This window comes from Pseudomonas sp. Leaf15 (assembly GCF_001421425.1).
In the GTDB taxonomy this organism is placed as follows: domain Bacteria; phylum Pseudomonadota; class Gammaproteobacteria; order Pseudomonadales; family Pseudomonadaceae; genus Aquipseudomonas; species Aquipseudomonas salomonii.
On sequence record NZ_LMKI01000018.1, the window covers coordinates 1 to 24,876 of the forward strand.

General features: G+C 60.3%; 15 protein-coding genes, 4 tRNA genes and 1 pseudogene. 15 read left to right on the forward strand and 5 right to left on the reverse strand.

From position 1 onward, the window contains the following. Positions 1-273, forward strand: a pseudogene (locus ASE80_RS31435) (hypothetical protein); the annotation flags it as partial. A gap of 291 nt (positions 274-564) precedes the next feature. Here ASE80_RS31435 and ASE80_RS15060 read toward each other — a convergent pair. Beyond that, positions 565-1,323: a hypothetical protein gene (locus tag ASE80_RS15060; protein ID WP_236708836.1), complete on the reverse strand. Its 759-nt coding sequence runs from the start codon at positions 1,321-1,323 to the stop codon at positions 565-567. Between the two features lie 383 nt (positions 1,324-1,706). Here ASE80_RS15060 and ASE80_RS15065 point away from each other — a divergent pair. The 5 genes from ASE80_RS15065 (at position 1,707) to gltS (ending at position 3,866) form a co-directional block, all read left to right on the forward strand. Further along, positions 1,707-1,782, forward strand: a tRNA-Glu gene (locus ASE80_RS15065). A gap of 3 nt (positions 1,783-1,785) precedes the next feature. After that, a tRNA-Gly gene (locus tag ASE80_RS15070) sits at positions 1,786-1,861 on the forward strand. Between the two features lie 105 nt (positions 1,862-1,966). Next, positions 1,967-2,042: transfer RNA gene (locus tag ASE80_RS15075), tRNA-Glu, on the forward strand. A 4-nt stretch (positions 2,043-2,046) separates the two neighbouring features. Beyond that, positions 2,047-2,122: transfer RNA gene (locus tag ASE80_RS15080), tRNA-Gly, on the forward strand. 505 nt (positions 2,123-2,627) lie between these two features. Beyond that, on the forward strand, positions 2,628-3,866 hold the full coding sequence (gltS, locus tag ASE80_RS15085) for a sodium/glutamate symporter (protein ID WP_056859627.1): 1,239 nt from the start codon (positions 2,628-2,630) through the stop codon (positions 3,864-3,866). A gap of 10 nt (positions 3,867-3,876) precedes the next feature. Here gltS and ASE80_RS15090 read toward each other — a convergent pair whose 3' ends face one another. Beyond that, the gene (locus ASE80_RS15090) at positions 3,877-4,668 is read right to left on the reverse strand and encodes a response regulator transcription factor (protein WP_056859628.1); all 792 of its coding nucleotides are present in this window, start codon (positions 4,666-4,668) and stop codon (positions 3,877-3,879) included. A gap of 138 nt (positions 4,669-4,806) precedes the next feature. On the opposite strand from ASE80_RS15090, the gene ASE80_RS15095 reads away from it, so the two are divergent. Then, the gene (locus tag ASE80_RS15095) at positions 4,807-5,910 is read left to right on the forward strand and encodes a polyamine ABC transporter substrate-binding protein (RefSeq protein ID WP_056859629.1); all 1,104 of its coding nucleotides are present in this window, start codon (positions 4,807-4,809) and stop codon (positions 5,908-5,910) included. 55 nt (positions 5,911-5,965) lie between these two features. Next, positions 5,966-6,217: a hypothetical protein gene (locus ASE80_RS15100; RefSeq protein WP_017136288.1), complete on the forward strand. Its 252-nt coding sequence runs from the start codon at positions 5,966-5,968 to the stop codon at positions 6,215-6,217. A 69-nt stretch (positions 6,218-6,286) separates the two neighbouring features. On the opposite strand, the gene pdxR is transcribed toward ASE80_RS15100, so the two are convergent. After that, a complete protein-coding gene (gene pdxR / locus ASE80_RS15105) occupies positions 6,287-7,768 on the reverse strand; it encodes a MocR-like pyridoxine biosynthesis transcription factor PdxR (protein WP_056859630.1) in 1,482 nt (493 codons plus the stop codon). Between the two features lie 77 nt (positions 7,769-7,845). Here pdxR and ASE80_RS15110 point away from each other — a divergent pair, with 77 nt between their 5' ends. The 7 genes from ASE80_RS15110 to ASE80_RS15140 all read left to right on the forward strand — a co-directional run bounded on the left by ASE80_RS15110 (position 7,846) and on the right by ASE80_RS15140 (position 21,524). Beyond that, on the forward strand, positions 7,846-9,507 hold the full coding sequence (locus ASE80_RS15110; RefSeq protein WP_056859631.1) for an NAD(P)H dependent flavin oxidoreductase family protein: 1,662 nt from the start codon (positions 7,846-7,848) through the stop codon (positions 9,505-9,507). 234 nt (positions 9,508-9,741) lie between these two features. Next, positions 9,742-11,520 carry a ShlB/FhaC/HecB family hemolysin secretion/activation protein gene (locus ASE80_RS15115; protein ID WP_236708837.1) on the forward strand — a complete coding sequence of 593 codons (1,779 nt, stop codon included), beginning with the start codon at positions 9,742-9,744 and terminating at the stop codon, positions 11,518-11,520. Positions 11,521-11,529: 9 nt separating this feature from the next. Beyond that, on the forward strand, positions 11,530-12,036 hold the full coding sequence (locus tag ASE80_RS15120) for a toxin-activating lysine-acyltransferase (protein ID WP_056859632.1): 507 nt from the start codon (positions 11,530-11,532) through the stop codon (positions 12,034-12,036). 42 nt (positions 12,037-12,078) lie between these two features. After that, the gene (locus tag ASE80_RS15125) at positions 12,079-20,313 is read left to right on the forward strand and encodes a two-partner secretion domain-containing protein (RefSeq protein WP_056859633.1); all 8,235 of its coding nucleotides are present in this window, start codon (positions 12,079-12,081) and stop codon (positions 20,311-20,313) included. An 11-nt stretch (positions 20,314-20,324) separates the two neighbouring features. Then, positions 20,325-20,639: a hypothetical protein gene (locus ASE80_RS15130; RefSeq protein WP_056859634.1), complete on the forward strand. Its 315-nt coding sequence runs from the start codon at positions 20,325-20,327 to the stop codon at positions 20,637-20,639. Between the two features lie 61 nt (positions 20,640-20,700). Beyond that, positions 20,701-20,955, forward strand: coding sequence for a hypothetical protein (locus ASE80_RS15135; RefSeq protein WP_040268219.1), 255 nt, complete (start codon positions 20,701-20,703; stop codon positions 20,953-20,955). 20 nt (positions 20,956-20,975) lie between these two features. After that, positions 20,976-21,524, forward strand: coding sequence for a hypothetical protein (locus ASE80_RS15140; protein WP_056859635.1), 549 nt, complete (start codon positions 20,976-20,978; stop codon positions 21,522-21,524). A 72-nt stretch (positions 21,525-21,596) separates the two neighbouring features. Here ASE80_RS15140 and ASE80_RS15145 read toward each other — a convergent pair whose 3' ends face one another. Beyond that, the gene (locus tag ASE80_RS15145; protein ID WP_056859636.1) at positions 21,597-23,336 is read right to left on the reverse strand and encodes a dipeptidase; all 1,740 of its coding nucleotides are present in this window, start codon (positions 23,334-23,336) and stop codon (positions 21,597-21,599) included. 284 nt (positions 23,337-23,620) lie between these two features. Next, positions 23,621-24,838, reverse strand: a complete 1,218-nt coding sequence (locus tag ASE80_RS15150; RefSeq protein ID WP_056859637.1) for a phospholipase D-like domain-containing protein — start codon at positions 24,836-24,838, stop codon at positions 23,621-23,623. Positions 24,839-24,876 lie beyond the last annotated feature (38 nt).

The window sequence follows — 24,876 nt, forward strand, 5'->3', positions numbered from 1 at the left end:
TTGACGGGGCGATTTCAGATCAAGATCAAGATCAAAAGCGCAGATCAAAAGACCGCTGACTTCGTCATCGAAAAGGATGTAAGGGCCAGAGCAACAGCAAAGCCATTCTCGGTCAACTGTGGGAGCTGGCTTGCCTGCGATAGCATCAACTCGGTGTACCTGACACACCGAGGTGTCTGCATCGCAGGCAAGCCAGCTCCCACAGAAAAGCAGCTCTTCAGTGTATGCAAATCCGCTTTTGCTTTCGATTCAACCACTCAGGTCGGCTACTAGGCCGCCGTGCTCTGCTTTTGATCTTGCTTTTGATCTTAGGCGCCCCGTCAACCACGATGGCCGAACGCAGGCTTGAATCCGTGGGTAACCCGGCAGGACGCCGGGTTAGCCGCGCTGGGCCAAGGATGGCCCATCGTGGGGCACAGACCTTTTGGTTACTTTTGGCTGGGCCGGCATTCCGGGCGTTTGCCAAAAGTGACCCGCCGTCAGGGCGGAACCCTAAGCCGCCGTTACCGCAGCAACGGATATGTACCCAACCCACCCATCCACCGCGCGCGCCCCCCCAAACGATCAATCGTAAATAGCTTTCTTTTTCCACTCCGTATCGGCATCCACAACTTTGAGCCCTTCAGTCAACTCATTGACCTCATCTTCCGCCGGCTTGCTGTTAGTCAGTACCGTCGAATTAGCACGGGCCAATTGATTCTCCAGCAATTGCAGCTGCGAGCTGTAGAGCGCCGGCTCCGGCTGTTTGCGCAGGTACTGCACGCCGCGCTCGAATGCCAGGCGTGCCTGGCCGGGTTGGTTCTGTTGCAGGGCGTGCTGGCCGAGGTTGTTGAAGAACTCGATGTGCAGCAGCACCAGGATATGGCGAATTTCCTTGATCCAGTGCTTGGCCTCGTTGGTCGGCAGAAACCCATCCTGAGCCGCACGGGTCACTTGACCATGCAGGGCTTCGAGGAGGAAGCGCACGTCCTTGGCCTTGGCTTCGGTCTGGATCGGCGCCGGTGGGTTGGTCACCGGAATCGATTCGCCCTGTGCGATCAGCGCATTCAGCTCAGTGATACGCGCCTTGAGTGCTGCACTGGACTTGTTGAGGTGCAACAGGCGCTGGTTGACGTTGAGCTCAAGGCGGGTGAGCAGCAGCTTGAGCGCCGGGGTCATCAATTGGCCAGGAAAGGTCTCGGTGATTTCACCGCACCGACGCAGCCGATCATTGAGCTCGATCTCGGTACGTTTTTTTTCCAGTTTGTTGTTTTCCACCACGTGGTTCATGTAGCCAATGGCGATCAGTATTACGATCCCGGCTATTACCAGCAGGGTGATCATGAGTGGTGTCACCGGTGTGACCTCTTTTATAGGGTTTGCTGTGGAGTGTAGTGACTGGACCATCCGGCGGATAGGGCTGTTCGACCAGTTGCCCAGGTAGTTTCTTCTATATAGGCAAGCGTGACAGAGCGGGCTCCCTGCATAGATGCACATTGCCATCATTTACTCGGGCGAACTATAGCGTCTTGTCGGGCGCCAGAATATAGGCGTCAAAGCCCCCACGGGCAGAATGCCCGCAAAGGCCTGGAAAGCAGGGCGAAGTCATTGATTTAAATAAATTTATCCTTGGGGGTTGACGACCTTTCAATCCATCCATAGAATGCGCGCCACTTACAGCGTAAAGCACACAGCGAAACGCGGTAGGGAGTGAATGTTGTACGTGTGTCCCCTTCGTCTAGTGGCCTAGGACACCGCCCTTTCACGGCGGTAACAGGGGTTCGAGTCCCCTAGGGGACGCCATATGCGGGAATAGCTCAGTTGGTAGAGCACGACCTTGCCAAGGTCGGGGTCGCGAGTTCGAGTCTCGTTTCCCGCTCCAATTTACAAGCAATGTGGCCCTCGGGCGGCATTGAGTGAAACCAGGGCATAATCTTCGGATTTAACCTCTGGGCACTGAAACACACACCATGTGTTTCAGTTGTGTGTCCCCTTCGTCTAGTGGCCTAGGACACCGCCCTTTCACGGCGGTAACAGGGGTTCGAGTCCCCTAGGGGACGCCATTTTGCGGGAATAGCTCAGTTGGTAGAGCACGACCTTGCCAAGGTCGGGGTCGCGAGTTCGAGTCTCGTTTCCCGCTCCATATTCAACGAAAACGCCGATCAGCAATGATCGGCGTTTTTGTTTGCGCTGAATTTAATCAGCCGGGTCAGCAACAGGCCCAACCACAGCGTTTTGCCGATCGATAAACGCTCTGCGTCGAGAGTGCTGCTGGCAGTGATTGCTTTGCGTGGGCGCCTGGCGGCGGTGCTAGGCGTGTGCTGGGTGGGGAATAGGCTCGGCAATGGTCAGCAAGAGCACGAAGCTGGTGAAAGAGCCAATGGCCAGGAAATGAACACATAGTTCCAGCCCAGACTGTCCAGCAGCAGGCCGGTCAAGAGCGGCTCTGCCGGCGACAAACACTCACCCGGTTCCATCACTTTTAGTGGTTCTAAAGGTTTTGCAGCGAGTGAGCCTCTCAACTGTGTAGGTCTTGTTGTTAAGTGTGCGGGAATAGTCTGTAGTTAATCGCGGGTGGGTGTGTACCGGGTCTGCTGTCTCTACTCTGACCAGCCCAGTGTGCCTGTTCACGTCGGAGAACTGCCCAGATGTTCCAACTCGATTTTTACTCAACCCTGGTGGCCGCCTCTCTGGTGCTGCTGTTGGGGCGTTGGCTGGTCGCCCGCATCGGCTTTTTACGCGCCTACAGCATTCCGGAACCGGTGGTCGGCGGCTTGTTGGTGGCTGCGCTGCTGCTGTTGCTGCGCGCATTGACGGATGTCGAAGTTCGATTCGATGCTTCATTGCAGGCCCCCTTGATGCTGGCGTTCTTTGCCACCATCGGCCTGAATGCGGACTTTGCCAGCCTGAAGAAAGGCGGGCGCATCCTCGGCATCTTCCTGCTGGTCGTGACGGCCCTGCTGGTGGTGCAAAATGCCATGGGCATTGCCCTGGCCAAGGCGCTGGGGCTCGACCCGTTGATGGGCTTGTTGGCAGGCTCCGTCACCTTGTCCGGCGGGCACGGCACTGGCGCGGCCTGGGGCGCGGTGTTCAGCGAAAAATATGGCGTGGCTTCGGCGTCCGAACTGGCGATTGCCTCGGCGACGTTTGGCTTGGTGCTGGGTGGGCTGATTGGTGGTCCGGTCGCACGTTTGCTGATCAAACGTGTGCAGGTGCCTGGTGTCGAACTGGCGCTACCGCCTCAGCCCAAAGGCTTGGAGCAGCCCAACCAGGAACGCATGATCACCTCGTTTTCATTTATCGAAACCCTGGCGTTGTTGGCGATCAGCTTGCAGATCGGCACATTCCTGTATAGCTTTATTAAAGGTACGGCTTTCGAGTTGCCGACGTTTGTATGCGTGCTGTTCGTGGGCGTGGTGTTGCGCAACGGCCTGTCGGCGCTGGGCTGGCATCAGGTGTTTGAGCGTGAAGTGTCGCTGCTGGGCAATGTCAGCTTGTCGTTGTTCCTGGCGATTGCGCTGATGTCGCTGTTCCTGGCGATTGCGCTGATGTCGCTCAAGCTCTGGGACCTGGCGGCGCTGGCCTTGCCGATTGTGATTTTGTTGGCGGCCCAGGCGTTGCTGATGGCCCTGTTCGCGATCTTCGTGACGTTCCGGGTCATGGGCCGCAACTACGACGCGGCCGTACTGGCGGCGGGGCACTGCGGTTTTGGCTTGGGTGCCACGCCGACCGCCATCGCCAATATGCAGGCGGTCACGCAGCGCTTCGGGCCGTCGCCGATTGCGTTTCTGGTGGTGCCGATGGTGGGGGCGTTCTTTATCGACATTACCAATGCGGTGGTGATCAAGCTGTACCTGGCGCTGCCGTTTCTGGGGGCGGCGGGGTAGCGCAGCGAACTCAGTTGAGCGCGTGAACATCCTGTTTAGGCATGAAAAAACGCGAAAACAGCTCGGACTGCGACTTGATGTTGAGCTTGTTGTAAATATTGCGCCGGTGCACTTTGATGGTTTCGGTCGACAGCGCCAGTTTGCCGGCGATTTCTTTATTGGAGAAACCACTGAGCAACAACTTGAGCACGTCCTTCTCGCGCGTGGTGATCTGCGTGCCCAATTGCACAATGGCTTCGGACCAGGGCGGTGGCTCACTGAGGTTTTTTTCCTCATCCACTTCAAAGCACATGCGTTGATGCATCAACGCCATGACCCAGGGCTTGATGATATCCAGCGTGGTGATCTGTTCCGGGGTGTAGCGCGTATTGCTGCCAAATGAAATACACAGGGTTCGATCCGCGTCGAGCTGGACGTTGTACTGCACTTCATCGACGGACACGTACCGGGCGAAATACTGATGGTAGTACTCGGTGGTCAGGAAGTGCTCGGGGGCAATGTCTGACAGGTGGAAGAACCCGCTCTGCGGGTTTTCACGGTTGGCAATGTAAAACGGGTCCAGCAGGTAAAGGCCTTTTACATACAGTTGCGTCAGGGCGTCGACTTCGTCGGCATCCGCAACCTCGGTCACGCTGACGACGTTGACTTGCTGGTGGCTGAACACCAGGACCACCCAATTGTCGATCTGCACGTACTCATTCAGGACGCGAACCAGCGAGCTCCAGAAAGCTGGGCGGTTCAGCTCCATGATCAGCTTGCCGGCCGACCGGTGCCAGGCGAGATTGTGTAGGTCGAGTGACATGGACTACCCCTTTTGGGTTAGGGATTCATGGGGCTGAGCTAAGTATTTGTAGGTATTTACTATTCGACGACGCCGGGTATATTCACCCACCAGCGTTGATGGCCATGAAGGCCTGTCGTTTTTGACAAGGATAGTTATATGAATAAATCACATTTGCGAGCCCTTTTTTTAGCCTCGCTTGTCTGTGTGGGGGCCAGCACGCCCGCAGCGGCGGCAGAACCCCGGGTTAATCTGTACAACTGGTTCGGGTTGATCGCACCAGAAACGCCGAAGGAATTCGAGCAAAAAACCGGCACCAAGATGCACATCGATACCTTCGACAGTGCCGAGGTCATGCAAAGCAAGGCCATGGCCGGGCGCACCGGGTATGACGTCGTCGTCGCCACCTCCAACGTGTTGCCAAGCCTGATCCAGGCGGGCGTGCTGGCCCCGCTGGACCGCCGCCAACTGAGCAACTATGCGCATATCGACCCGGAAATGCTGGCCTTGCTCGCCACGAACGACCCGGGTAACCAATACGCGATCCCGTACCTGTGGGGCACCACCGGCATCGGCTATGACGTGGATAAGGTCAAGGCGGCACTGGGTAATAACGCCCCGGTGGACAGCTGGGACTTGATCTTCAAAGAAGAAAACATCAGCAAGCTCAAGTCCTGCGGCGTGGCGATGCTCGATTCGCCGAGTGAAATCATCTCCATCGCCTTGCATTACCTTGGCCTGCCGAGCAACAGCCAGAACCCCGAGGACTACCAGAAGGCCCAGGCGCTGCTGCTGAAAATCCGCCCTTACGTCCTCTACTTCGACTCCTCCAGAACCGACGCCGACTTTGCCGATGGCAATATCTGCGTGGTCGTGGGCTGGGCGAGCGGGGCGCTGACGGCCCAGGCCATCAATGAGAAAAACCACACTGGGCGCAAGATCGCTTACAGCTTGCCGCGCGAGGGCGGGCTGGTCTGGTCGGAAAACTTTGTGTTGCTCAAGGATGCGCCCAACGCCAAGGCCGGCTTGGCGTTTATCAATTACATGCTTGAGCCCGAGGTGATTGCCAAGAGCTCCAACCACACGCTGTACCCGAATGCCAACAAGGACGCCACCGCGTTGGTTGAGCAGAAATTGCGCGATAACCCGTGGATTTACCCGTCCAAAGCCACCATCGCCACGCTGGTGCCGCTTGAGCCGTTGCCGTTGAAACTCGAGCGTATCCGCACGCGGGTGTGGACCAAGGTCAAGAGCGGTACGTGACGGGCTGAACAAGGCCCTGGCGCTTTCGCAGAGATCCCAGAGAGGGAGATAAATCATGGCCCGACGTGATGACCCGTGCGACGTGAAATCGGACGACTACCAGGCGTACAAGGAGATCGAGGAGCAGATCGGTCACTGTACGCCGGAGCAAGCCTGGGCCATGTATTACGTCTCGACCGGGATGGTGCGTGAACATGTTACGCGGGCGGTCATGGAGCATATCGGCAGGGGCAACCGGGCGTTGCTGCTGGAGTTTCCCGAGTTGGCGCGGGTACAAGAGCGGTCTCGTTTGATGCTGCCTCTCTGAGTGCCACTGCGTTTGGATCCGGATCAGCACCTGCTTTTCTGTGGGCAGCTTCAGTGATCAGGTCGGCTTTCAACCACCCTTCATGGCCCGCGCCAAGCGCAATGTGCCTTGGCGTATCTCATCCCGATTGAGCGAGGCAAACCCCAGGCGCAACGCATTCTCCGACAAGCCCTCGGGCGAAAACTGACGCGCACTGCGCACCACAACGCCCTGGCCCAGGGCATTCTCCACTAACCGATCAACATCGGTCTCATCCTGGAAACGCACCCAGAGCGCCAGTCCGCCTTCCGGTGTGCGCACCTGAACACGCTCGCCGAACGCCTCGTGCAGGCAGCTCTGCAACACCTCCCGCCGCGCGGCGTATTCTTTCGAAACACGGCGCAAGTGCTTCTTCAATTCACCCTCGTTGATCAGGTCCGCCAACATTTTCTGTGCGACGGCGTCAGTGTCGCCCACCACCAGTGCGGCGCTCTTTTGCAGCACTTCAATCACATGGGCCGGCGCCACCACATAGCTGCAGCGAAATGTCGATCCCAATGCCTTGGATAACGAGCCGATATAGATCACATGGCGTTGCGCGCTGTCACTGGCCAGAGGCAAGTAGGGCCGCCCGTTGAAGTGATACTCGTGGTCGTAGTCTTCTTCGATCACACAAAAATCGTGCAGCGCCGCCAGGGCCAGCAAGTGTTGCCGACGTGCCGCATGCAGGCTCACGGTGGTGGGGAATTGATGGTGCGGCGTGAGGTAGATCATGCGCACCTTATGCGCTTGGCAGAGTTGCTCGATATGGTCGGTGCGGCAGCCTTCATCGTCCATGTCGACGGTGATCAAGCGCGCGCCGAGTTTGCGAAAAATCTCCCACGCCGGCGGGTAACTCAGGCGCTCCACCAACACCACGTCACCGGGTTGGATCAGCAGGCTGGCCGTGAGGTACAGCGACACCTGGGTGCCTGGCGTCAGGCAGATATTCTCGGCGCTGATCATCAGCCCGCGATTGTTGCGCAACATGTCGGCCAACGCGCAGCGCAGGTAATAGCCGGTGCCTTCGCTGCCGTAGCGCACCGTGTTGGTGGTAAAGCTGCTGCGCAAGGCATTGCGGTAGTAGCGATGCAGCACGGCTTGCGGCAACAAGCGGTGATCGCACGCGCCGTTATCGAAAAACAGCGCGTCATGCCGATGCTCCAGGGCAATTACCTGGGCGTTCTGGGTGAAGTAGGGCACGACCGCCTGCGGCACCAGCGCCGGGGCGAAGGACGGCTTGGCATGACTGGGCACGGGCTTGGGCGCCAGTTGCGCATTGACGAAGGTGCCCCGGCGCGGCTCGCTGATCAGCCAGCCTTTGGTCAGGGCCTCTTCATAGGCCAGGATCACGGTCTTGCGGTTGACGTCGAGCAACTGCGCCATCTCCCGCGTACCTGGCAGCAATGTGCCGGGCGGCAGCCGCCCTTCGAGGATGGCCGCGACGAGGCCTTCGGCAATCTTGCGATAGGAGGCTTGGCTTGAGCCGTCATCAAGCTTGAGCAAGGGGCGCCATTTACGCATCTGGACCATCTGAAGTATCCAAAACTGGAGGTTTTAATGGGCCTAGTCTAGCGCAACAATCAGGCCTCACCTACGCCGAGGTCTTTATGAACACACGCCATGTAATCGAACTCTCTCCCTCGGGGAAAACCTTTGAAGCCGGTGACGAGCTGCTGCTGGACGCCATGCTCGCCAGCGGTTTGTCGGTGCCGTTCTCGTGCCGACGCGGTGCCTGTGGGTCGTGCAAGGTGGTGGTCACCCAAGGTGAATACCGCGCCAGGCAACTGGCCCCAGGCGCGCCCGCGCCCGGCTACCCGTTGGCGGCCAATGAAATGCTGCTGTGCCAAAGCCATGCCTGCGCCGACATGCGCCTGGAAATACCTGGCTGGTCGCTGGACACGCCCGCGCTGGTGGTCGAGTCGACGGTGCTGAGCAAGCACCCATTGAGCGCCGACATCATCGAGTTGGTGCTGATGCCGGATAGGCCATTGGCCGTGCGGGCGGGCCAGTACCTCAAGTTCCGCCTGGTCGATGGCGATTCGCGGTGCTTCTCGATCGCCAACCTGCCGGCCGAAGGCGATGGGCGCCTGGTGTTTCAGATTCGCCGGGTGAGCGGCGGGCTGTTTTCCGAGGCCCTGCTGGGCAGCCTGGAGGCCGGCGACCTGTTGCAACTGGAAGGGCCTTTTGGTGCCTGCACCTGGCAGGACGATGATGCGGCGCCGGTGGTGCTGTTCGCCACCGGCACCGGCTACGCGGGTATCAAGCCGATCCTGCTGACCGCCTTGAAGCGGGATGTGGAGGTGACGTTTTACTGGGGCGGCGCGCAGGCAACCGATTTTTACGACCGTGCATTCCTCGACCAGGCGGTCCTCGACCACCCGCGTTTTCACTGGCACCCGGTATTGGCTTCCCAGGGCAAGGTGCAGGAAGTCGCGCTCAGCCACGGGCACCGCTGGGAAGCGGCGCAGGTGTATGCCTGCGGTAACGGCGGCATGATCAGCCAGACGCGTGCCGAGTGCCTGCAAGCGGGTTTGCCCAGCCATCGTTTTATCGCCGAAGCCTTTGTGCCCAGTGGCCAGTCGAGCGCCGACACGCTGCTCAAGACTCTGGATGACACCTGGGAAAAGGTCGGCCCGAGGTATTCGCTGGACGGCATGCTCGCCGCCCGTGAAAAAACCATTCGCGCCCTGGCGGCGATTGCCAGCCACCTTAAAGTCGGCATGACCACCGGGGCAGCCCTCGACATGGCCGCCGAGCAATTGCAGGCCATGGGCGCCTCCCACACCTGGCACCCGACGTACATCCGGTTTGGTGCCGACACGGTTCGCCCGCCGAGAGAAGGCATTGACCCCCTGCGCACGCTGCGTGCCAGCGATATCGTGGTGGTCGACCTCGGCCCGGTGTGGGACGGCTACGAGGGCGACTATGGCGACACCTTTGTTTTCGGCGCGTCAGCGCTGCACCACGATTGCTTCAAGGCCGTGCACGAAGTCTTCGATGAAACCCGCGAGGCGTGGAAGCGTGGCATGACCGGCTGTGAGCTGTATGACTTTGCCGAAGCGCGGGCCGTTTCCAAGGGCTGGCGGTTGTCCCGTAACCTGGCAGGTCACCGTATTGCGGATTTCCCCCACGCACTGTTCGGCAACACGGAATTGGCCGCGCTTGAGATCACGCCAAGTGAAATGGTGTGGGTGCTGGAGATCCAGCTCTGCCACCCCACCGAGCCGGTTGGCGGGTTCTTTGAAGATATCCTGATGCTGGAGGCTTGAACGGCTGCAATGCCAGGCTCTGGCCGCAACGGCCTGAGCTAGAGCGGGCGCAGTTGAAAAGCCGGCTGTCGCCCGTAAAGTAACAGCGGTTTTTTGTAGGACATTTCCCGGTTTTGCGTGAACTTTGTGGACGTTGTCCGCTCATACAGCCATTGGCCATCAAGGCGATTCCTGCTGCTCAAGTGCCGTTCTGGTGTTTGATGCGCCGGCAGGAAAATTTCACAGGGATGCGAAATGGAAGTGTTTTTCCGGCCGGGGGAGTCTCTGGCCCGCTTTTGCACGTTGTACTCGCCCGTTAAAAACCTGGCACCGTCTAATCATTCGATGGCCGTGTTGCTGTTGGCAGCGCTCGGCAGCTGCGCCGCGCACGCCGCCGACCCTCCCGTACCTGCGCAGCAGTTGTTGCTGCAACAAGACCGCGAGCGCGCATTGCGTGAACAACTGGAGCCGGCGCCGGATGTACGCCTTGAATTACCGCCGTCGTCCTCCAAGGGGTCTTTGCTTGAGAAACGCGAAACGCCCTGTTTCCTGATCCGCAAGATCGCCTTGAACGGCGAGTTGGCGGATGATTTTCAATGGGCGCTGCGCAGCGCCGACCCCAAGCATGATCCCGCCACCGGCCAATGCCTCGGTGCCCAGGGCATCAACCTGACGATGAAGCGTATCCAGAATGCGATTATCGAGCGCGGGTTTGTCACCACGCGCGTGCTTGCGCCGCCCCAGGACTTGAACAGTGGCGTACTGCAACTGACCTTGATTCCCGGGCGCATTCATTCGATTCGCTTCGCCGAAGGCACCTCCACCCGCGCCAATGCCTGGAACGCCGTGCCTGCCAGCGCCGGTGATCTGCTCAACCTGCGCGACCTTGAGCAAGCGCTGGAAAACTTCAAGCGCGTGCCGACGGCAGAGGCGGATATTCAAATCGCCGCCGCCCAGGGGATGGATGCAAAGCCGGGTGACAGTGATTTGGTCATCGCCTGGAAGCAGGCGCTCCCTGTGCGCTTGAGCGTGTCGGTCGATGATTCGGGGACCGATGCCACCGGCAAATACCTGGGGTCGACCTCAGTGTCATTGGACAATTTGCTGAGCCTGAACGACTTGTTCTATGCCAGCTTCAACCACGATCTGGGCGGTGGCGATTCGGGCAGTCGTGGTTCCAAGGGCCATACCCTGCATTACTCCGTGCCCTACGGTTATTGGTTATTCGGCATTACGTCCAGCGAATATGACTATCACCAGACAGTCGCCGGGGCCAACCAGACCTACCAATACACCGGTGAAAGCAAAAACAACGAAATCAGTGCCTCGCGCTTGCTGTATCGCGATGCCGTGCGCAAAACCACGCTCAAACTCAGTGGCTGGACCCGCACCTCGCAAAACTACATTGACGACACCGAAATCGAGATCCAGCGCCGGCGCATGGCCGGTTGGGCATTGGGGCTGAGCCACCGCGAGTTCATCGGTACCGCGACCCTCGATCTGGGCGCCAGCTACCGCCGTGGGACCGGCGCGCGCAACGCCATTGCCGCGCCCGAGGAGGCGTTTGACGAAGGCACGTCGCGCTCGCAGATTATCAATGCCGACGCGCAGTTTTCCGTACCGTTCAACCTCGCCACGCAGCGCCTGCGCTACACCGCCGCCTGGCGTGCGCAGTGGAACCGTACCGCGTTGGTGCCCCAGGACCGTTTTTCCATCGGCGGGCGCTATAGCGTGCGCGGGTTTGACGGTGAGAACATTTTATCCGCCGACCGCGGGTGGCTGGTACGCAACGACCTCGGCCTGGCGCTGGGCAACACCGGCCAGGAAACTTACCTGGGGGTTGACTACGGCAAGGTCGGCGGCCCTTCGAGCCGCTACTTGATCGGCGATCATTTGGCTGGCTATGTCGTGGGGTTGCGCGGTGGTTATCGACAAGTGTCCTACGACGTATTTGTCGGCCAGCCGATCAGCAAGCCCAAGGGTTTCGAGACGGCCAACACCACCGCAGGCTTCAGCCTGACGTGGGCCATGTGAGGGCTTGCCATGCAACTCGATAATCTTGAGATGATGGTTCCGGCGTTCAGTGAAGAACCCTGGAACGAGTCTCAGGCACTGGGCGCTGCCGTGTGGCTGTGGATGCACTCGGCGAACCATCGCGATGTGCCGTTGCACACACTGAACGCGCTGCTATTACCGGCAATTGCCAACCGCCAGTTCATCGTTGGCTACGAACACGGGCGCCCGGTGTTTTATGCCGCCTGGGCCTGGTTCAGCGCCGACGCTGAACAGCGCTACCTGCAAAACCCGGCCATCAGCCTGCCCGCACCCGACTGGAACAGCGGCGAACGCTTGTGGTTCCTGGACTGGGTCGCGCCGTTTGGCCACAGCGCACGCCTCGCACGCTTGGTACAGCGCCATTTATTTGCCGACAGCCGCTTCAGCGCGCTTTACCACCGGGGCGATGAGCGCGGGTTGCGAATCAAGCGCTTTCAAGGTGCCGGCCTGGCGCGCACGCCGCCGCCTGTTCCAGCGATTGCTCGCCATCCGTAGTGCTCGTCACGTTTTTACGCTTTTCAAGACACAGGGATCGTCATGAACAAAAACCTCTACAGGATCGTTTTCAATAAAGCCCGTGGCCTGCTGATGGTAGTGGCCGAAAACGTGTTGGGGAGCAAAAAAGCCTCAGGTCGTGGCGCAGCCGTTGCCCCAGTGGTCTTGAGCGCTGAATTGACCTTGCGCCCCCTGCGGTTTGCATTGATGGCGGCACTGGGCCTGATCACGCTGGCTTCACCCCTGGCCTGGGGCGACATCGTCGCCGACCGTGGCGCTCCCGTCGGCCAGCAGCCGGTGATCATCAATGCTGCCAATGGTGTGCCCCAAGTCAACATCCAGGCCCCGAGTGCGGCGGGGGTGTCGCGTAACACCTACAGCCAATTCGACGTCAACGCCCAAGGTGCGATCCTCAATAACGCGCGCACCAATACCCAGACTCAACTCGGCGGCTGGATCGAGGGCAATGCACACCTGGCCGGCGGCACGGCGCGGGTGATCCTCAATGAGGTCAACAGCAGCAACCCCAGCCAACTGCGCGGTTACATCGAAGTGGCCGGCGACCGTGCCCAGGTGGTGATCGCCAACCCGTCGGGTATCGCCTGTGACGGTTGTGGTTTTATCAACGCCAACCGCGCCACCTTGACCAGTGGCAGTGCGCAAATGCAGGACGGCCAACTGCAAGGTTACCGGGTCGAAAGCGGCAAGGTGGTGATCTCCGGCAAGGGCCTGGACGCCTCACAGACCGACTTTACCGATGTGATCGCGCGGTCGGTCGAGGTCAACGCCGGGGTCTGGGCCAAGGACCTGCGGGTCACCACTGGCGCCAATCAGGTGAATGCCGACAACTCCCAGGCGACGGCCATCAACGGTACCGGCGACAAGCCCCAGGTCGCGATCGATGTGGCGCAATTGGGCGGCATGTACGCCGGTAAGATCAAGCTGGTGGGCACCGAAGCCGGACTGGGCGTGCGTAACGCCGGGCAAATCGGTTCCAGTGCCGGCGACGTGGTCATCAGCGCTGACGGCCGGCTGGGTAACAGCGGGCAAATCAGCAGCAGCCAGAACCTGCAGGTGCACAGCCAGTTGGGCATCGACAACAGCGGCTCGCTGTACAGCAAGGGCGCTGCGACGTTGACCAGTGGTGGCGATATCAACAACCAGGGTGTGGTCGCGGCGCAGCAGGACTTGGCGCTGACGGCACGTACCATTAACAACGCCAGCAAATCTGTGCTGGGGGCCGGCGTGGCGGCCGATGGCAAGGTCAGCGGCAACGGTGCGCTGCACGTCAGTGCCAGCCAGACCCTCAAGCATCAAGGTTCGGCCATTGCCGCCGGCGATCTGCGCCTGGACGCGGCGAGCCTCGACCTCAAGGCGAGTGAGACCGCCGGGCGCAATGTCACGCTCACTGCCCGCGCGGGTGGCGCTGACTTGAGCGGTGCGGCATTGGATGCCACGGCAACGTTGAACACGTCGGTACAGCAGGCGCTGACCACCGACAACGCCAAGGTCAATGCTGAAGGCATTCAACTGGCGGCCGGCAGCCTGTCCAACCATCAAGGTGAAATCGTACAGGTGGGCAAGGGCGCCACCGTGATCGCCGTGACCGGCAGCCTCGACAATGCCGGCGGGCGCATTGCCAGTAACGCGACCGACGTGAGCCTGTCGGGTGCGGCCCTGTCCAATGCCAAGGGCCGGATCGAACACGCCGGAGCGGGCACCTTGACCCTACAGGGCCAGTCGCTCACGGGGGCCCAAGGCAGCCTGCAGAGCAATGGTCTACTGCAAGTCACCGTCGCCGACGCGGTACTGGACGGCGCCACCACCGTGGCCCGGCAGATTCAAATCGACGCCAACCAACTGTCCAACCGCCAGGGCAACATCCTGCAGACCGGCGCGGGCACGTTGCGCATCAACACCCAGGGCCTGCTGGACAACACCGGCGCCACAGTGGCCAGTGACAGTGATATCAGCCTGACGGCTGATCGCTTGCTCAATCAAGGCGGCACGGTTCAGGCGGCGGTGGCCGGCAACCTCAAGGTCGCCGCGCATACGCTGTTGGACAACAGTGCAGGCACCCTGGCCGCCGCCAAGGGCGCACAGTTGAGTACCGGGCAGTTGCTCAACGCGCAAGGCAAGATCACAGCAGGCGACAGCCTCACGCTGTCCGGCGCGCAGGTGAACAATGATCACGGCACGCTGGCGGCCATTGGCGCACTCAGTGTCAGCGCCGACGCACTGAGTAACCGGCAGGGCACCGTGGGTTCGGTCGGCGGGCCGCTGGTGCTGACGGTGAGCCAGAGCGCGTTTGATAACATCGGCGGTGTGGTGCAGGCCCAGCAAGGCCTGACGATTACCAGCCTGGGCCTGAACAACGACGATGGGTTGATCAGTGGCGCGGCCCTGTTGCTCGACAGTGCCGGGCAAGGCCTGTCAAACCAGCGCGGCGCCATTATCGGCAGCGGCACCGTGGACCTGCGCAGTGGTGAGCTGAAGAACCAGGCCGGGCTTATCCAGGGTAACGGTGCGATCACACTCGACACCCACGGGCAAACGTTGACCAACACCGATTCGGGCAGCGCCAATGGCATCCTCGGGCAGGCCAATATCACGCTGCGCACCGGCAACCTGAATAACACCGCCGGCTTTATCGGCAGCAAAGGCGACGTGGCGATCCATGCCGCGCAGGTCGATAACCTCGACGCCGGTGTACTCAGCAGTGAAAAGAGCCTGCTGCTGACGGCGGGCGGCCTGAGCAATCGCGGTGGCCAGTTGCAGAGCCTGGGTAACGCCCGGCTGGACATCGGCAGCGGTCGCCTCGATAACGTCGGCGGTCTGCTGCGTGCCGGGGGCACCTTGACGGTCGATGCAGGGCAGTTGGATAACCAGCAGACCCAAGGGAGCAACCAGGGCGTGGAGGGGCAGTCGCTGGCCCTGAACCTGGCGCAGTTGCTTAACCGCGCGGGGGCCATGCGTGCCGACCAGTTGCTGAGCGTCAACACTACCGAGCAGTTGGATAACAGCGCGGGCCTGATCTCGTCGAGCAAGCAAGTGTCGATCCGCGCCGACCAGGCGCTGCTCAACAGTGCCGGCACAGTGATCGCCGGAGAACGGCTCGGCCTCACCAGCGCCAGCCTCGGTGGCGATGGCCGCGTGTTGAGCCTGGGCGATATCAGCCTCAACCTGGCTTCGGGGTTGGTCAATACCGGCAAAGTGCAAGCCAACGGTAATCTTGAACTAAGCCTGCAAGGCACGCTCGACAACCAGGGTGGCGTTCAGGCCGGCAAGCAATTGCGGGTGTCGAGCGACGGCGTTGAAAACCGCGCCAATGGCGAGATCAGTGCCGCGCAAGTGACCCTCGATGTGGGAGATACCCTGAACAACCGTGGCTTGATCGATGCCCAGATCACCCGGATCAATACCCAGGTGCTCAACAACCTTGGCAGCGGCCGTATTTATGGTGATCAGGTCTCCATTGCGGCGGGGCAACTGACCAATGATGTGGAAGATGCCCGCGCGGCCGTGATCGCCGCGCGCGAACGCCTGGACATTGGCGTCGGGACGCTGGTCAACCGTGAGCACGCCATGCTTTTCAGTGCCGGTGACCTGTTGATCGGCGGCGCGCTGGATGCCCAGGGCCAGGCCACCGGCCAGGCCGGGCTGGTGCGTAACGCCAGCGCAAGCATCGAAGCGCTCGGTGGGCTGAGCCTCAACAGTGCCGAGTTGCGCAATACCAACGAGCACTTCAGCACGCAAGTGGTGGAGGTCAGCCGCGAAGGCGTCCAGGAGTTCCAGCACACCGGCTCTGCCAATCGCTATCGCCCGGATCAGATCTCACTCTACAACGACGAAGTCAGCCACTTGGTCAGCCCCGAGGGCGTGTCCGATAACTACAACCGCTACGACTACACCCGTACCACCACTCAAACCCAGATCCTCACCTCGGACCCGGGTGAAATCCTTTCCGGCGGCTCAATGCTGTTGACTGCCAATTCGGTGTTGAACGACAAGAGCCGAATCATCGCCGGCGGCACGTTGGTGGGCACGATCGGACAGCTCAACAACACCGAAGTCACCGGGCAGCAGACGGTGACGGACAGTGGCACGTTCAGCCATTTGTATCGTATCCATCGCAAGGGCCGTGACCGTCAGGGCCGTTCGACAGCCGCCTACAACCCGGCCGCCAGCGTCACGGATATTTTCCTGCGGCCAACCCAGTACCTGCAAAACACCACCCCTACCGGCAGCGGTTTGCAACTTGGCACGCGCCTGACCAGCAGCGTCGATCAGGCTGCTGGCGGTGCCAGTGCGGCCAAGGTCAATGTGGGCAATGGCCGAGCGCCTGGCCCGGTGCTGGAAGTGGCAGCGTTGCAAGCGACGGCGGCGGGAGGCGTGGGTGAGTCAATCCGTACCGGCGGGCTTAATGTGCAGGTGCCGGACAACAGCCTGTTCCACCTCAACCCCCAGGCCAACCCCAATTATCTGGTGGAGAGCGACCCACGGTTCACCAGTTATCGTTCCTGGCTGTCTTCCAACTACATGCTGGACCGGCTGCAACTGGATCCGGGCCTGACCCTTACGCGGCTGGGTGATGGTTTCTATGAGCAAAAACTGATCCGCGAACAGATCGCCCAACTCACCGGCAGACGCTTCCTCGACGGCTACGCCAATGATGAAACCCAGTACCGCGCGTTGCTCGACAGTGCGCTGACCTACGCCGGCAAGTGGAACCTGGTGCCGGGTGTGGCGCTCAGCCCTGAGCAAATGGCCCAATTGACCAGCGATGTCGTCTGGCTGGTCAAGAAGGACGTGACCCTTGCCGATGGCAGCGTGACTCAGGCGTTGGTGCCGCAGGTGTATGTGCGGGTGCGCGACGGCGACCTGGACGGCTCCGGTGCACTGATGGCGGGCAACGTCGTCGACCTCAAGCTACAAGGCGACCTGGTTAACCGCGGCACGATCGCCGGGCGCAGTGTGCTGGCGATTTCCGCCGACAACCTGCAGAACCTGGGCGGGCGCCTGTCCGGTGGCGAGGTGGATGTCAAGGCCCGCACTGACTTGAACAACCTCGGCGGGTTGATCGATGCCACCACGCGCTTGAATACGGTTGCTGGTCGCGATATCAACCTGGTGTCCACCACGCGCAACACCGAAAGTGCCCAGGGCACCGCCACGGGTATTTCGCGGGTTGCCGGGTTGTTTGTCTCCGATGCCAAGGGCGAACTGGTGGTGAACGCGGCGCGCGATATCAACCTGAGTGCGGCACAGATCGTCAGTTCCGGCAAGGACGGCAAGACCACGGTGGTTGCTGGCCACGATATCAACCTGGGCACGGTGACCCAGAGCCGTGAACAAAGCGTGCAATGGAACGCCAGTAACTGGCGCAAGGACGCGAGCCGCACCGATGTCGGCAGTGTTATCCAGGGTGAGGGCGAGGTACGCCTGATCGCGGACAATGATCTCAATGCCCGAGGCGCCAAGGTCGTCAGCGAGCAGGGCGGGGTCACCGTTTCGACCGGCCGCGACGTCAATTTAAGCACCAGCCAGAGCTACAACTTTGTCGACGAGGCCCATAAGGTCACCGGCAGTAACAGCCTGTTCTCCAGCAAGACCACCACAACCCGCGACACCGTGAGTGAAACCCGCGCCCAGGCCACCACCCTCAGTGGCGAGACCGCGTGGGTCAAGGCCGACAATGACTTGAATGTGCGCGGCAGTAACGTGGTCTCCACCAGTGGCACCACCCTGGTGGCCGGGCACGATGTGAATGTGGTGGCCGCCACCAACCAGCTCAGCGAACAGCACTTCAAGCAGGTCAAGCAAAGCGGGCTGTTCAGCGGTGGCGCCATCGCGGTGACCATCGGCAGCCAGCAGCGCAGCGACCAAAACCGTACCGACAGTGAAACGGCAGCGGCCAGCACCATCGGCGCCACCGATGGCAACGTGAGTATCCTGGCCGGCAATGCCTACCGTCAGGTCGGTAGCCAAGTGACGGCGCCCAAGGGCGATGTGAACATTGCCGCGCGCTTGGTCGATATCCTTGAGGCTCGTGACCAGCAGCACATCACCCAGGAGACCAAGTTCAAGCAAGGCGGCCTCACGATTACCGTAACCAACCCGGTGATCGAAGCCGTGCAGACCGCCCAGCGCATGAAAACCGCGTCCGACCGTACCGATGATGGCCGTCTCAAAACCCTGGCGCTGGTCAATACCCTGATGGGGGCGGGCAACGGCTATATCCAGTACGACAAGGACCCGTCCATGGCCGGCGGCATCAATATCAGCATTTCGGCCGGCACCAGCAAGAAGGAAAGTAAAACCAAGCAGACCTCCAATTCGGCCGCCAGCTCGTCGGTGTTGGCCGGTGGTGATGTCAACATTACCGCGGCCGGCGCCGGCAAGAACAGCAACCTGACCGTACAGGGCAGCCAGATCACCGCCGGCCATGACGTTAACCTCAAGGCCGACGGCGCTATTGCCTTGCTGGCCGCGCAAAACACGGTGCAACAGCGCACGACCGAAAAGGGCAGCAACGCCAGCCTCGGGATTGGCATTGCCATCGGCGGCCAAACCACTGGCATCAGTTTTAACGCCGGGGCGTCCCAAAACCGCGGCAAGGCCGATGGCGATGATGTGGTCTGGAGCAATACCCATGTGGACGCCGGTAATAAAGTCTCGCTCGATTCCGGCGGCGATACCCGACTCAAGGGCGCAGTGGTGAGCGGCAAGCAAGTCACGGCCGATGTGGGCGCTGATTTCAGCGTCGAAAGCCTGCAGGACACCAGTATTTACAAGGCCAAACAGACTAGCCTGGGCGTGGGCGTGAGTATTTGCGTGCCGCCATTTTGCATCGGCTCCTCGAGCTTCACGTTGAGTCAGAACAAAGGCATTCAGAAATCCAACTTTGAAAGCGTCACTGAGCAGAGCGGCATTCGGGCCGGCGACGGTGGTTTTGATATCCGGGTCAAGGGCAACACCCACTTGGCGGGCGGCGTGATCGCCAGCAACGACAAGGCGATTGCCGATGGCAAGAACAGCGTGAGTACCGGCTCATTGACCACCGCTGACCTGCACAACAGCGCCAAAGCCAGCGCCGACAGCAGTGGGCTCACCCTCAGCAGCGACTTTGTCGGCCAGGGCATGTACGGCGCCAGCAAGGCCTTGTTCAGCAACTACCTGGATGCAGGCAAGGCTTCGGACTCATCCGAGGGCAACACGCGAAGCGCGGTGAGTGCCGGCAATATCCTCATCACCGATGCCTACCGCCAGCAGCAATTGACCGGCCGTGATGCCAGCCAGACGGTGGCCAGCCTTAACCGTGACACTGCCCATTCCCACGTCGGCGCCGGGCGTCAGGACCTGGACAAACTGCAGCGTACCGCCGAGGCGGAGCAGTCGATCAAGAATGAGGCCTATCGCCAAGGGGTGCAGTTTACCGATGAGGCGTATCGCACCATGTTCAAAACGCCGCCACAGATGTTGGCACTGGAGCTGGATGAACAGGGCAATGTGAAGGAAGACGCGGACCACAAGCCGTTGTTCCGTGTAGTGGGTGATGCAGAAAGGCAACACCTGCAGGCGGATGAAAACAACGTGGTCAACGTAGCCCTCAATGGCATTTTCAACGACGACAAAGCGGCGGCAAAATACGCGGCTCAGCATCGCGACCCTGGCGCGACCGGGCCACAGTATTTCATGTGGTTTCCCAAGGCGGGCAATACTATGTCGGAGCTGTTGATTGCCGGGTATCAGAAGGCGATGGATAACGACTTTTTCGGCTTGACCAACTACACCGCGGCCTCGCGCCAGCTGCAGCTCGACTATGGCGCCACTGGCTTGCACCTGACTGAACACAGTCGCGGCACTATGACCGGTGGCAACTCTCGACAATCCATTTACAACATGCCTGATGCTGCCGGGTTACTCAGCAAGACTACGGTGTATAACTTCGGTGGGGCGTTCAATGTGTACACCGCCGATGAACAGTTGGCCTTTTTGCAAAACCGTGCGGCAGTCACCGACCCAGTCGAACAGGCGAAGATGGTTCTTAAATACGAAGTTCATAACAACGACCCGGTGGGCAGATGGTTCTTCATGGGCAATAACCCGGGTACTGGCGGCGTAATACCTGAGGGCAGCAGTTTGCTCAAGGAGTTGGGCAATGTCTTCACCGGTGATACGACCATGCACAGCTGTTATGGCAACGGTGCGCAAGCCTGTGCAAGGTATTGGCCGCAAGGCAAGCCGGTACTGGTGCCTGTCAGCCCGAGAAAATAAGGAGATTGATCATGTGGCTTAAACCTGTGGCATTGGCGCTGCTGCTTGCTCCCCTCGTCACCGCCTGTTTCAGCGAGCCCTTTCAGCCCCCGGCGGCTGACGCGGACTTATGGGAGAAACCCGGCGCGAGCAGCAAGGATGTCTTGGCCTCCATGTTGGCTTGCGGTGAGAAGAATGGCTCCGGCATCGATCCCAATGCCAGCTTCCAAGAGCGGGCGCAGCGCTTTGTGTGTATGAAGCGCGCGGGCTACACCCGGCGTGATGGTTTTGACGTCTGTGCATTGCGCACCCAAGAACCGTTGAAGGCCTGTGAGTCGGCGCAATGAAACCCAATAGAACCGCCCTGTTTTTAAGGGCTTGTCACTCAACACGATAGGGACATCGCCTGTGAAATATGCAATTTGCGCCACCTTGCTGCTGTCGCTCAGCGGCTGCCTGACCATGTCGGGTGAATACACCGTGACGGCTCACGACGCCTCCGGCGCCCAGATAACCAAGCTTGGCACTTTCACCGCCGAGGGCCATAACATTTACCCCATACGCAATGCGTTCTGCCTCAATGCGCCGGGGGCGACGGTCATCATTCGCGATGCCCGCACCGGCGAGGAACTGCGCAGCGAAAGCCCTTATCACTGCCGTTAAGCCTCAAAAAAAGGATGTCCATGAGAGCGTTTCTGATAGTAGGCCTGGCCCTGGCCGTGAGTGGCTGCGGCAATATTTCCAATATCCGTGCTTACAACACGGCCTATGTTGAACCCACCTCCGGGGATACCGCACGTTTGCGTGTGATCACCAATGGCATGGCGCGCGGCGTGCCGGGCCGTGATTGCATCGACTGGCGTGTGCCTGGCGCCGGGGTGATGGCTGTGTCCGAATCCGGCTTTGCGGGGCAGAATAATGGCCGCAGCCTGGGCATGCCCGAGAGCAACCGCCGGGTGGAGGCGCAAGGCTCGGCGCGTAGCGAGCTGAAGGTGCCGGCGAACAAGCCTTTTGCCATGAACTTCCAGAGTGAGGGCTATGTTTCCGGCGGCAATTCCTATAGCTGCAGGCAGAGTTTTCACTTCACCCCCAAGGCCGGGCAAGATTACGAACTGATCCTGCTGGACGGTGGCCAGTGCCTGATTGCATTGCAGCGTCTGAACCCGACGGGGAAACCGGAGAACGTGCCGGTAGAGAAGGCCAAGCTGTGCAATGCGATGGATATGTTTTAGGCCGCACGCCCAACCTGTTTAACCACAACGCCGATCAATGTTGATCGGCGTTGTGGTTTTTACCTGCGCTTATCAGAGCTTCGGCAGTTGCCCCACACGGCCGATCATTTCCGTGACGATCTGCAGGTCCAGCAGGAACTGCTCGACGGTCTTGAACTCACCGTCAGTGTGCCCGGTGTACTTCACGTCCGGCTTCGCCAGGCCGAATTGCACGCCATTGGGCAGTTCATGCACGGAGGTCGCGCCGGCGGAGGTGCCGAACTTGTGCTCCATGCCGAGGTTTTCGCTGGCCACGGCCAACAGCGCTTTGACCCACTCACCTTCAGGGTTGCGATACATCGGCTCGGCCACCGAGTAAGTGACATTCATGGCCACTTTGGTGTGTTTGTCCCAGGCGCTGATTTTCTCTTCGATCTCGGCCTTGAGTTTTTCCGGCGACTTGCCCTTGGGAATGCGCAGGTTCACTGCCAGTTTGAAGGCTTTAGCGTCTTGGCCGACAAAAGTCAGTGAAGTGGTCAGCGGCCCCATGAATGCATCGGAGAAGCCCACGCCCAACTTGCCGCCCAGGTAATCCAGGCCCCAGTTGTCGGCGGCATATTTTGCGGCGTCAGTGATGTGGTTGTGCTTGAGGGCAATCTTGCCGTCGACGCTGTGGATCAGCTCCAGCATACGTGCAACCGGGTTCACGCCGGTTTCCGGCTCGGACGAGTGCGCGGACACACCGGTGACCGTCAGCTTGACCTCTTTGCCCACGACCTTGGCCGCCACGGTGAAGTCACCGCCATTATTTTTGGCGTATTCATCGCCGGCTTTCTGCAGGCTGGCTGCGAGCTCGGCGGGCTTGTCGCCGAGCACAGTGGCTACCGACGCCGAAGGAATCTGGTTGGTGGCCGCGCCGCCGGTCATCGAGAGGATCTCTGCGCCTTTGCCGTCACCTTTGCGCACCGGGAAGCTTGCCATGACGGTGCCGTAGCCTTTCTCGGCGATCACCACCGGGTAGCCGCCATCCAGCGCCAGGTTGTATTGCGGCGTCGGGTTGTGCTCGAAGTAGTACGGAATGGCGTCCCCGGACGTTTCTTCGGTGGTGTCCACCAGCAGTTTGAAGTTGCGCGCCAGTGGCAGCTTTTCTTCCTTGATGACCTTCATCGCATACATCGCCACCACGATGCCGTTCTTGTCATCCTCGGTGCCTCGGCCGTACATGCGGTCGCCGATCAGTGTGACCTTGAACGGGTCGAGTTTGGTGCCGTCCTTGAGCACCCAGTTTTCCGGGGTCACTGGCACCACGTCGGCGTGGGCGTGGATGCCGACGACTTCATCGCCGCTGCCTTCCAGGGAGATTTCGTACACGCGGTTGTCGACGTTACGGAAGGTCAGGTTGAAGGCTTTGGCCAGGCCCTGGATCTTGTCGGCAATCTTGAGGAATTCCGGGTTCTTGTACTGCGGCAGGCCGTCGATGTTGAAGGTTGGGATCTCGACCAGCTCGCGCAGGGTTTCCAGGGCGGCCTTGCCGTACTTCACGCGGGTGTAAATCCCCAGCAGGCGATTGATTTCGTTCTGCTGGTCGGCGCTCAGGGGTTTGTTGGCGAGGAAGGCTGCGATGGCTGGGCCGACGTCGTCGGTTTTTGCCAGGTCGCCCTTGGCCAGGGTGGCGAGGAAACCACGGAAATCAGTGGCCGGGGTTTCGCCAAAGTGCTTGATGATGGCTGTGCTTTGTTCGACGCTGATAGTGGCGGATGCAGGCGTGGCGACGGCCGCGAAGGTGGCGGCGAACAGGGTGGCAGCCACCCGTTTCTTGAGTGGAAAGTGCATGACTAAAGGCATTCCTTTGCAGGCAGTGAGTAAGAGGTTTCTGATCGATCTATCAGAAACATTTCCACACACTACCATCACCAAGGCCGGGATAGGGAGCCTCGATGTGGGAAATGTCCTACTCAAGTATCAGGGTTGCCCAGTAACCAAATGTGGGAGCTGGCTTGCCTGCGATAGCGGTGGATCAGCAATGAAGTTGTCGACTGACAGTCCGCCATCGCAGGCAATCCAGCTCCCACACAAGCCTGCACCCACAGGGTTACAGTGAGGTTTGAAAGGGGTGCTCAAGGTTTGCCCGGATGCGGCTCCGGATACTTCGCCATCACGTCCAATGCCTTGGCATACGGGCCATCCCACAACTGCTCGTGCAACTGCCCGATGCGCTTGGCCATCGCCGCGTCGTGCATCACCACCTCCAAATTGCGCGAGTTATCCAGATACCCGCCCAGCCAATTGCTGGTGCCTACCCAGGCCACTTGCCCGTCGATCTCCATGGTCTTGCTGTGGATCACCCGCGCATACGGAATAAACCCTTGTTTGGCCTCGGGCAGGGTGACGATCTTGACCTCGACGTTAGGCAGCACGGCCAGGCTTTTGAGGTAGGGCAGTTCCAGCTTGTCGGTGTTCCAGTTGGACACCATCAGCTTGACCGACACCCCACGCGCAGCGGCGGCGCGCACGGCGTTGTCGATCACTGCGTAGTAGGGGCGGGTTCTATCCGGCCCGTAGGACAGCGGTGCGTAGTCGAGCAATTGCACGCGCACTTCTTTCTGGGCTTCGCTTAGCAGGCGCGGCAGTTCCAGTTGTGAGTCGCCCACGCCGGGCGGGTTGTAGCGTTGCGGGCTGGCCACCAGGTAGTTGCCGGTGCGCGCAGGCTCCGGGCTTGCGGCAGGCAGCGGCACAGGTTGTTTGTCTGCGAGGGCGGCCTGGGCCTGCCAGTCCTGGTTGAAGATCGCCTGCACCTGGCTGACTACGCTGGCATCGCTGATGCGCAAGCCGGTCTCGTGGATATGCTCCAGCGAGCGCCAATCGAAATTCTGACTGCCGACAAACGCCTGCTTGCCGTCCACCACCATGTATTTGGCGTGGATGATCCCACCGCTCAACTGCCTATAGGCCAGCACGCGAAACGTCAGGTTAGGAATTGCGCGCAGGCGTTCCAGCGTAGACGCCTCCGACAGCCGAATACCTTTTTCCTCCAGCAGAAAGCGAATCTTCACACCCCGTTTGCCGGCAGCTTCCAGGTGCTCAATCACCTTGTCCATCACCGAACCGGGATGGTCGGCGGCGTAGAACTGGCCGATATCAATGCTGCTTTTGGCGCCATCAAACAACTCGATCCACACCGGCCCCGGCTGGCGCAGGTCGGCAGTGCCCAGCGCGGTGTCCACCGGCACGGTGTGTACCAATTCAAACCCTGGAATTGAAAAGTCCGCCTGGGCAAGCGGACTCAACAGAAGGCCGGTCAGGCCGGCGATACGCAACTTCATCGAGAGGGACATAAGCGTCTCATCGGGCAAAAAGAAAGGCGGGCGCATCA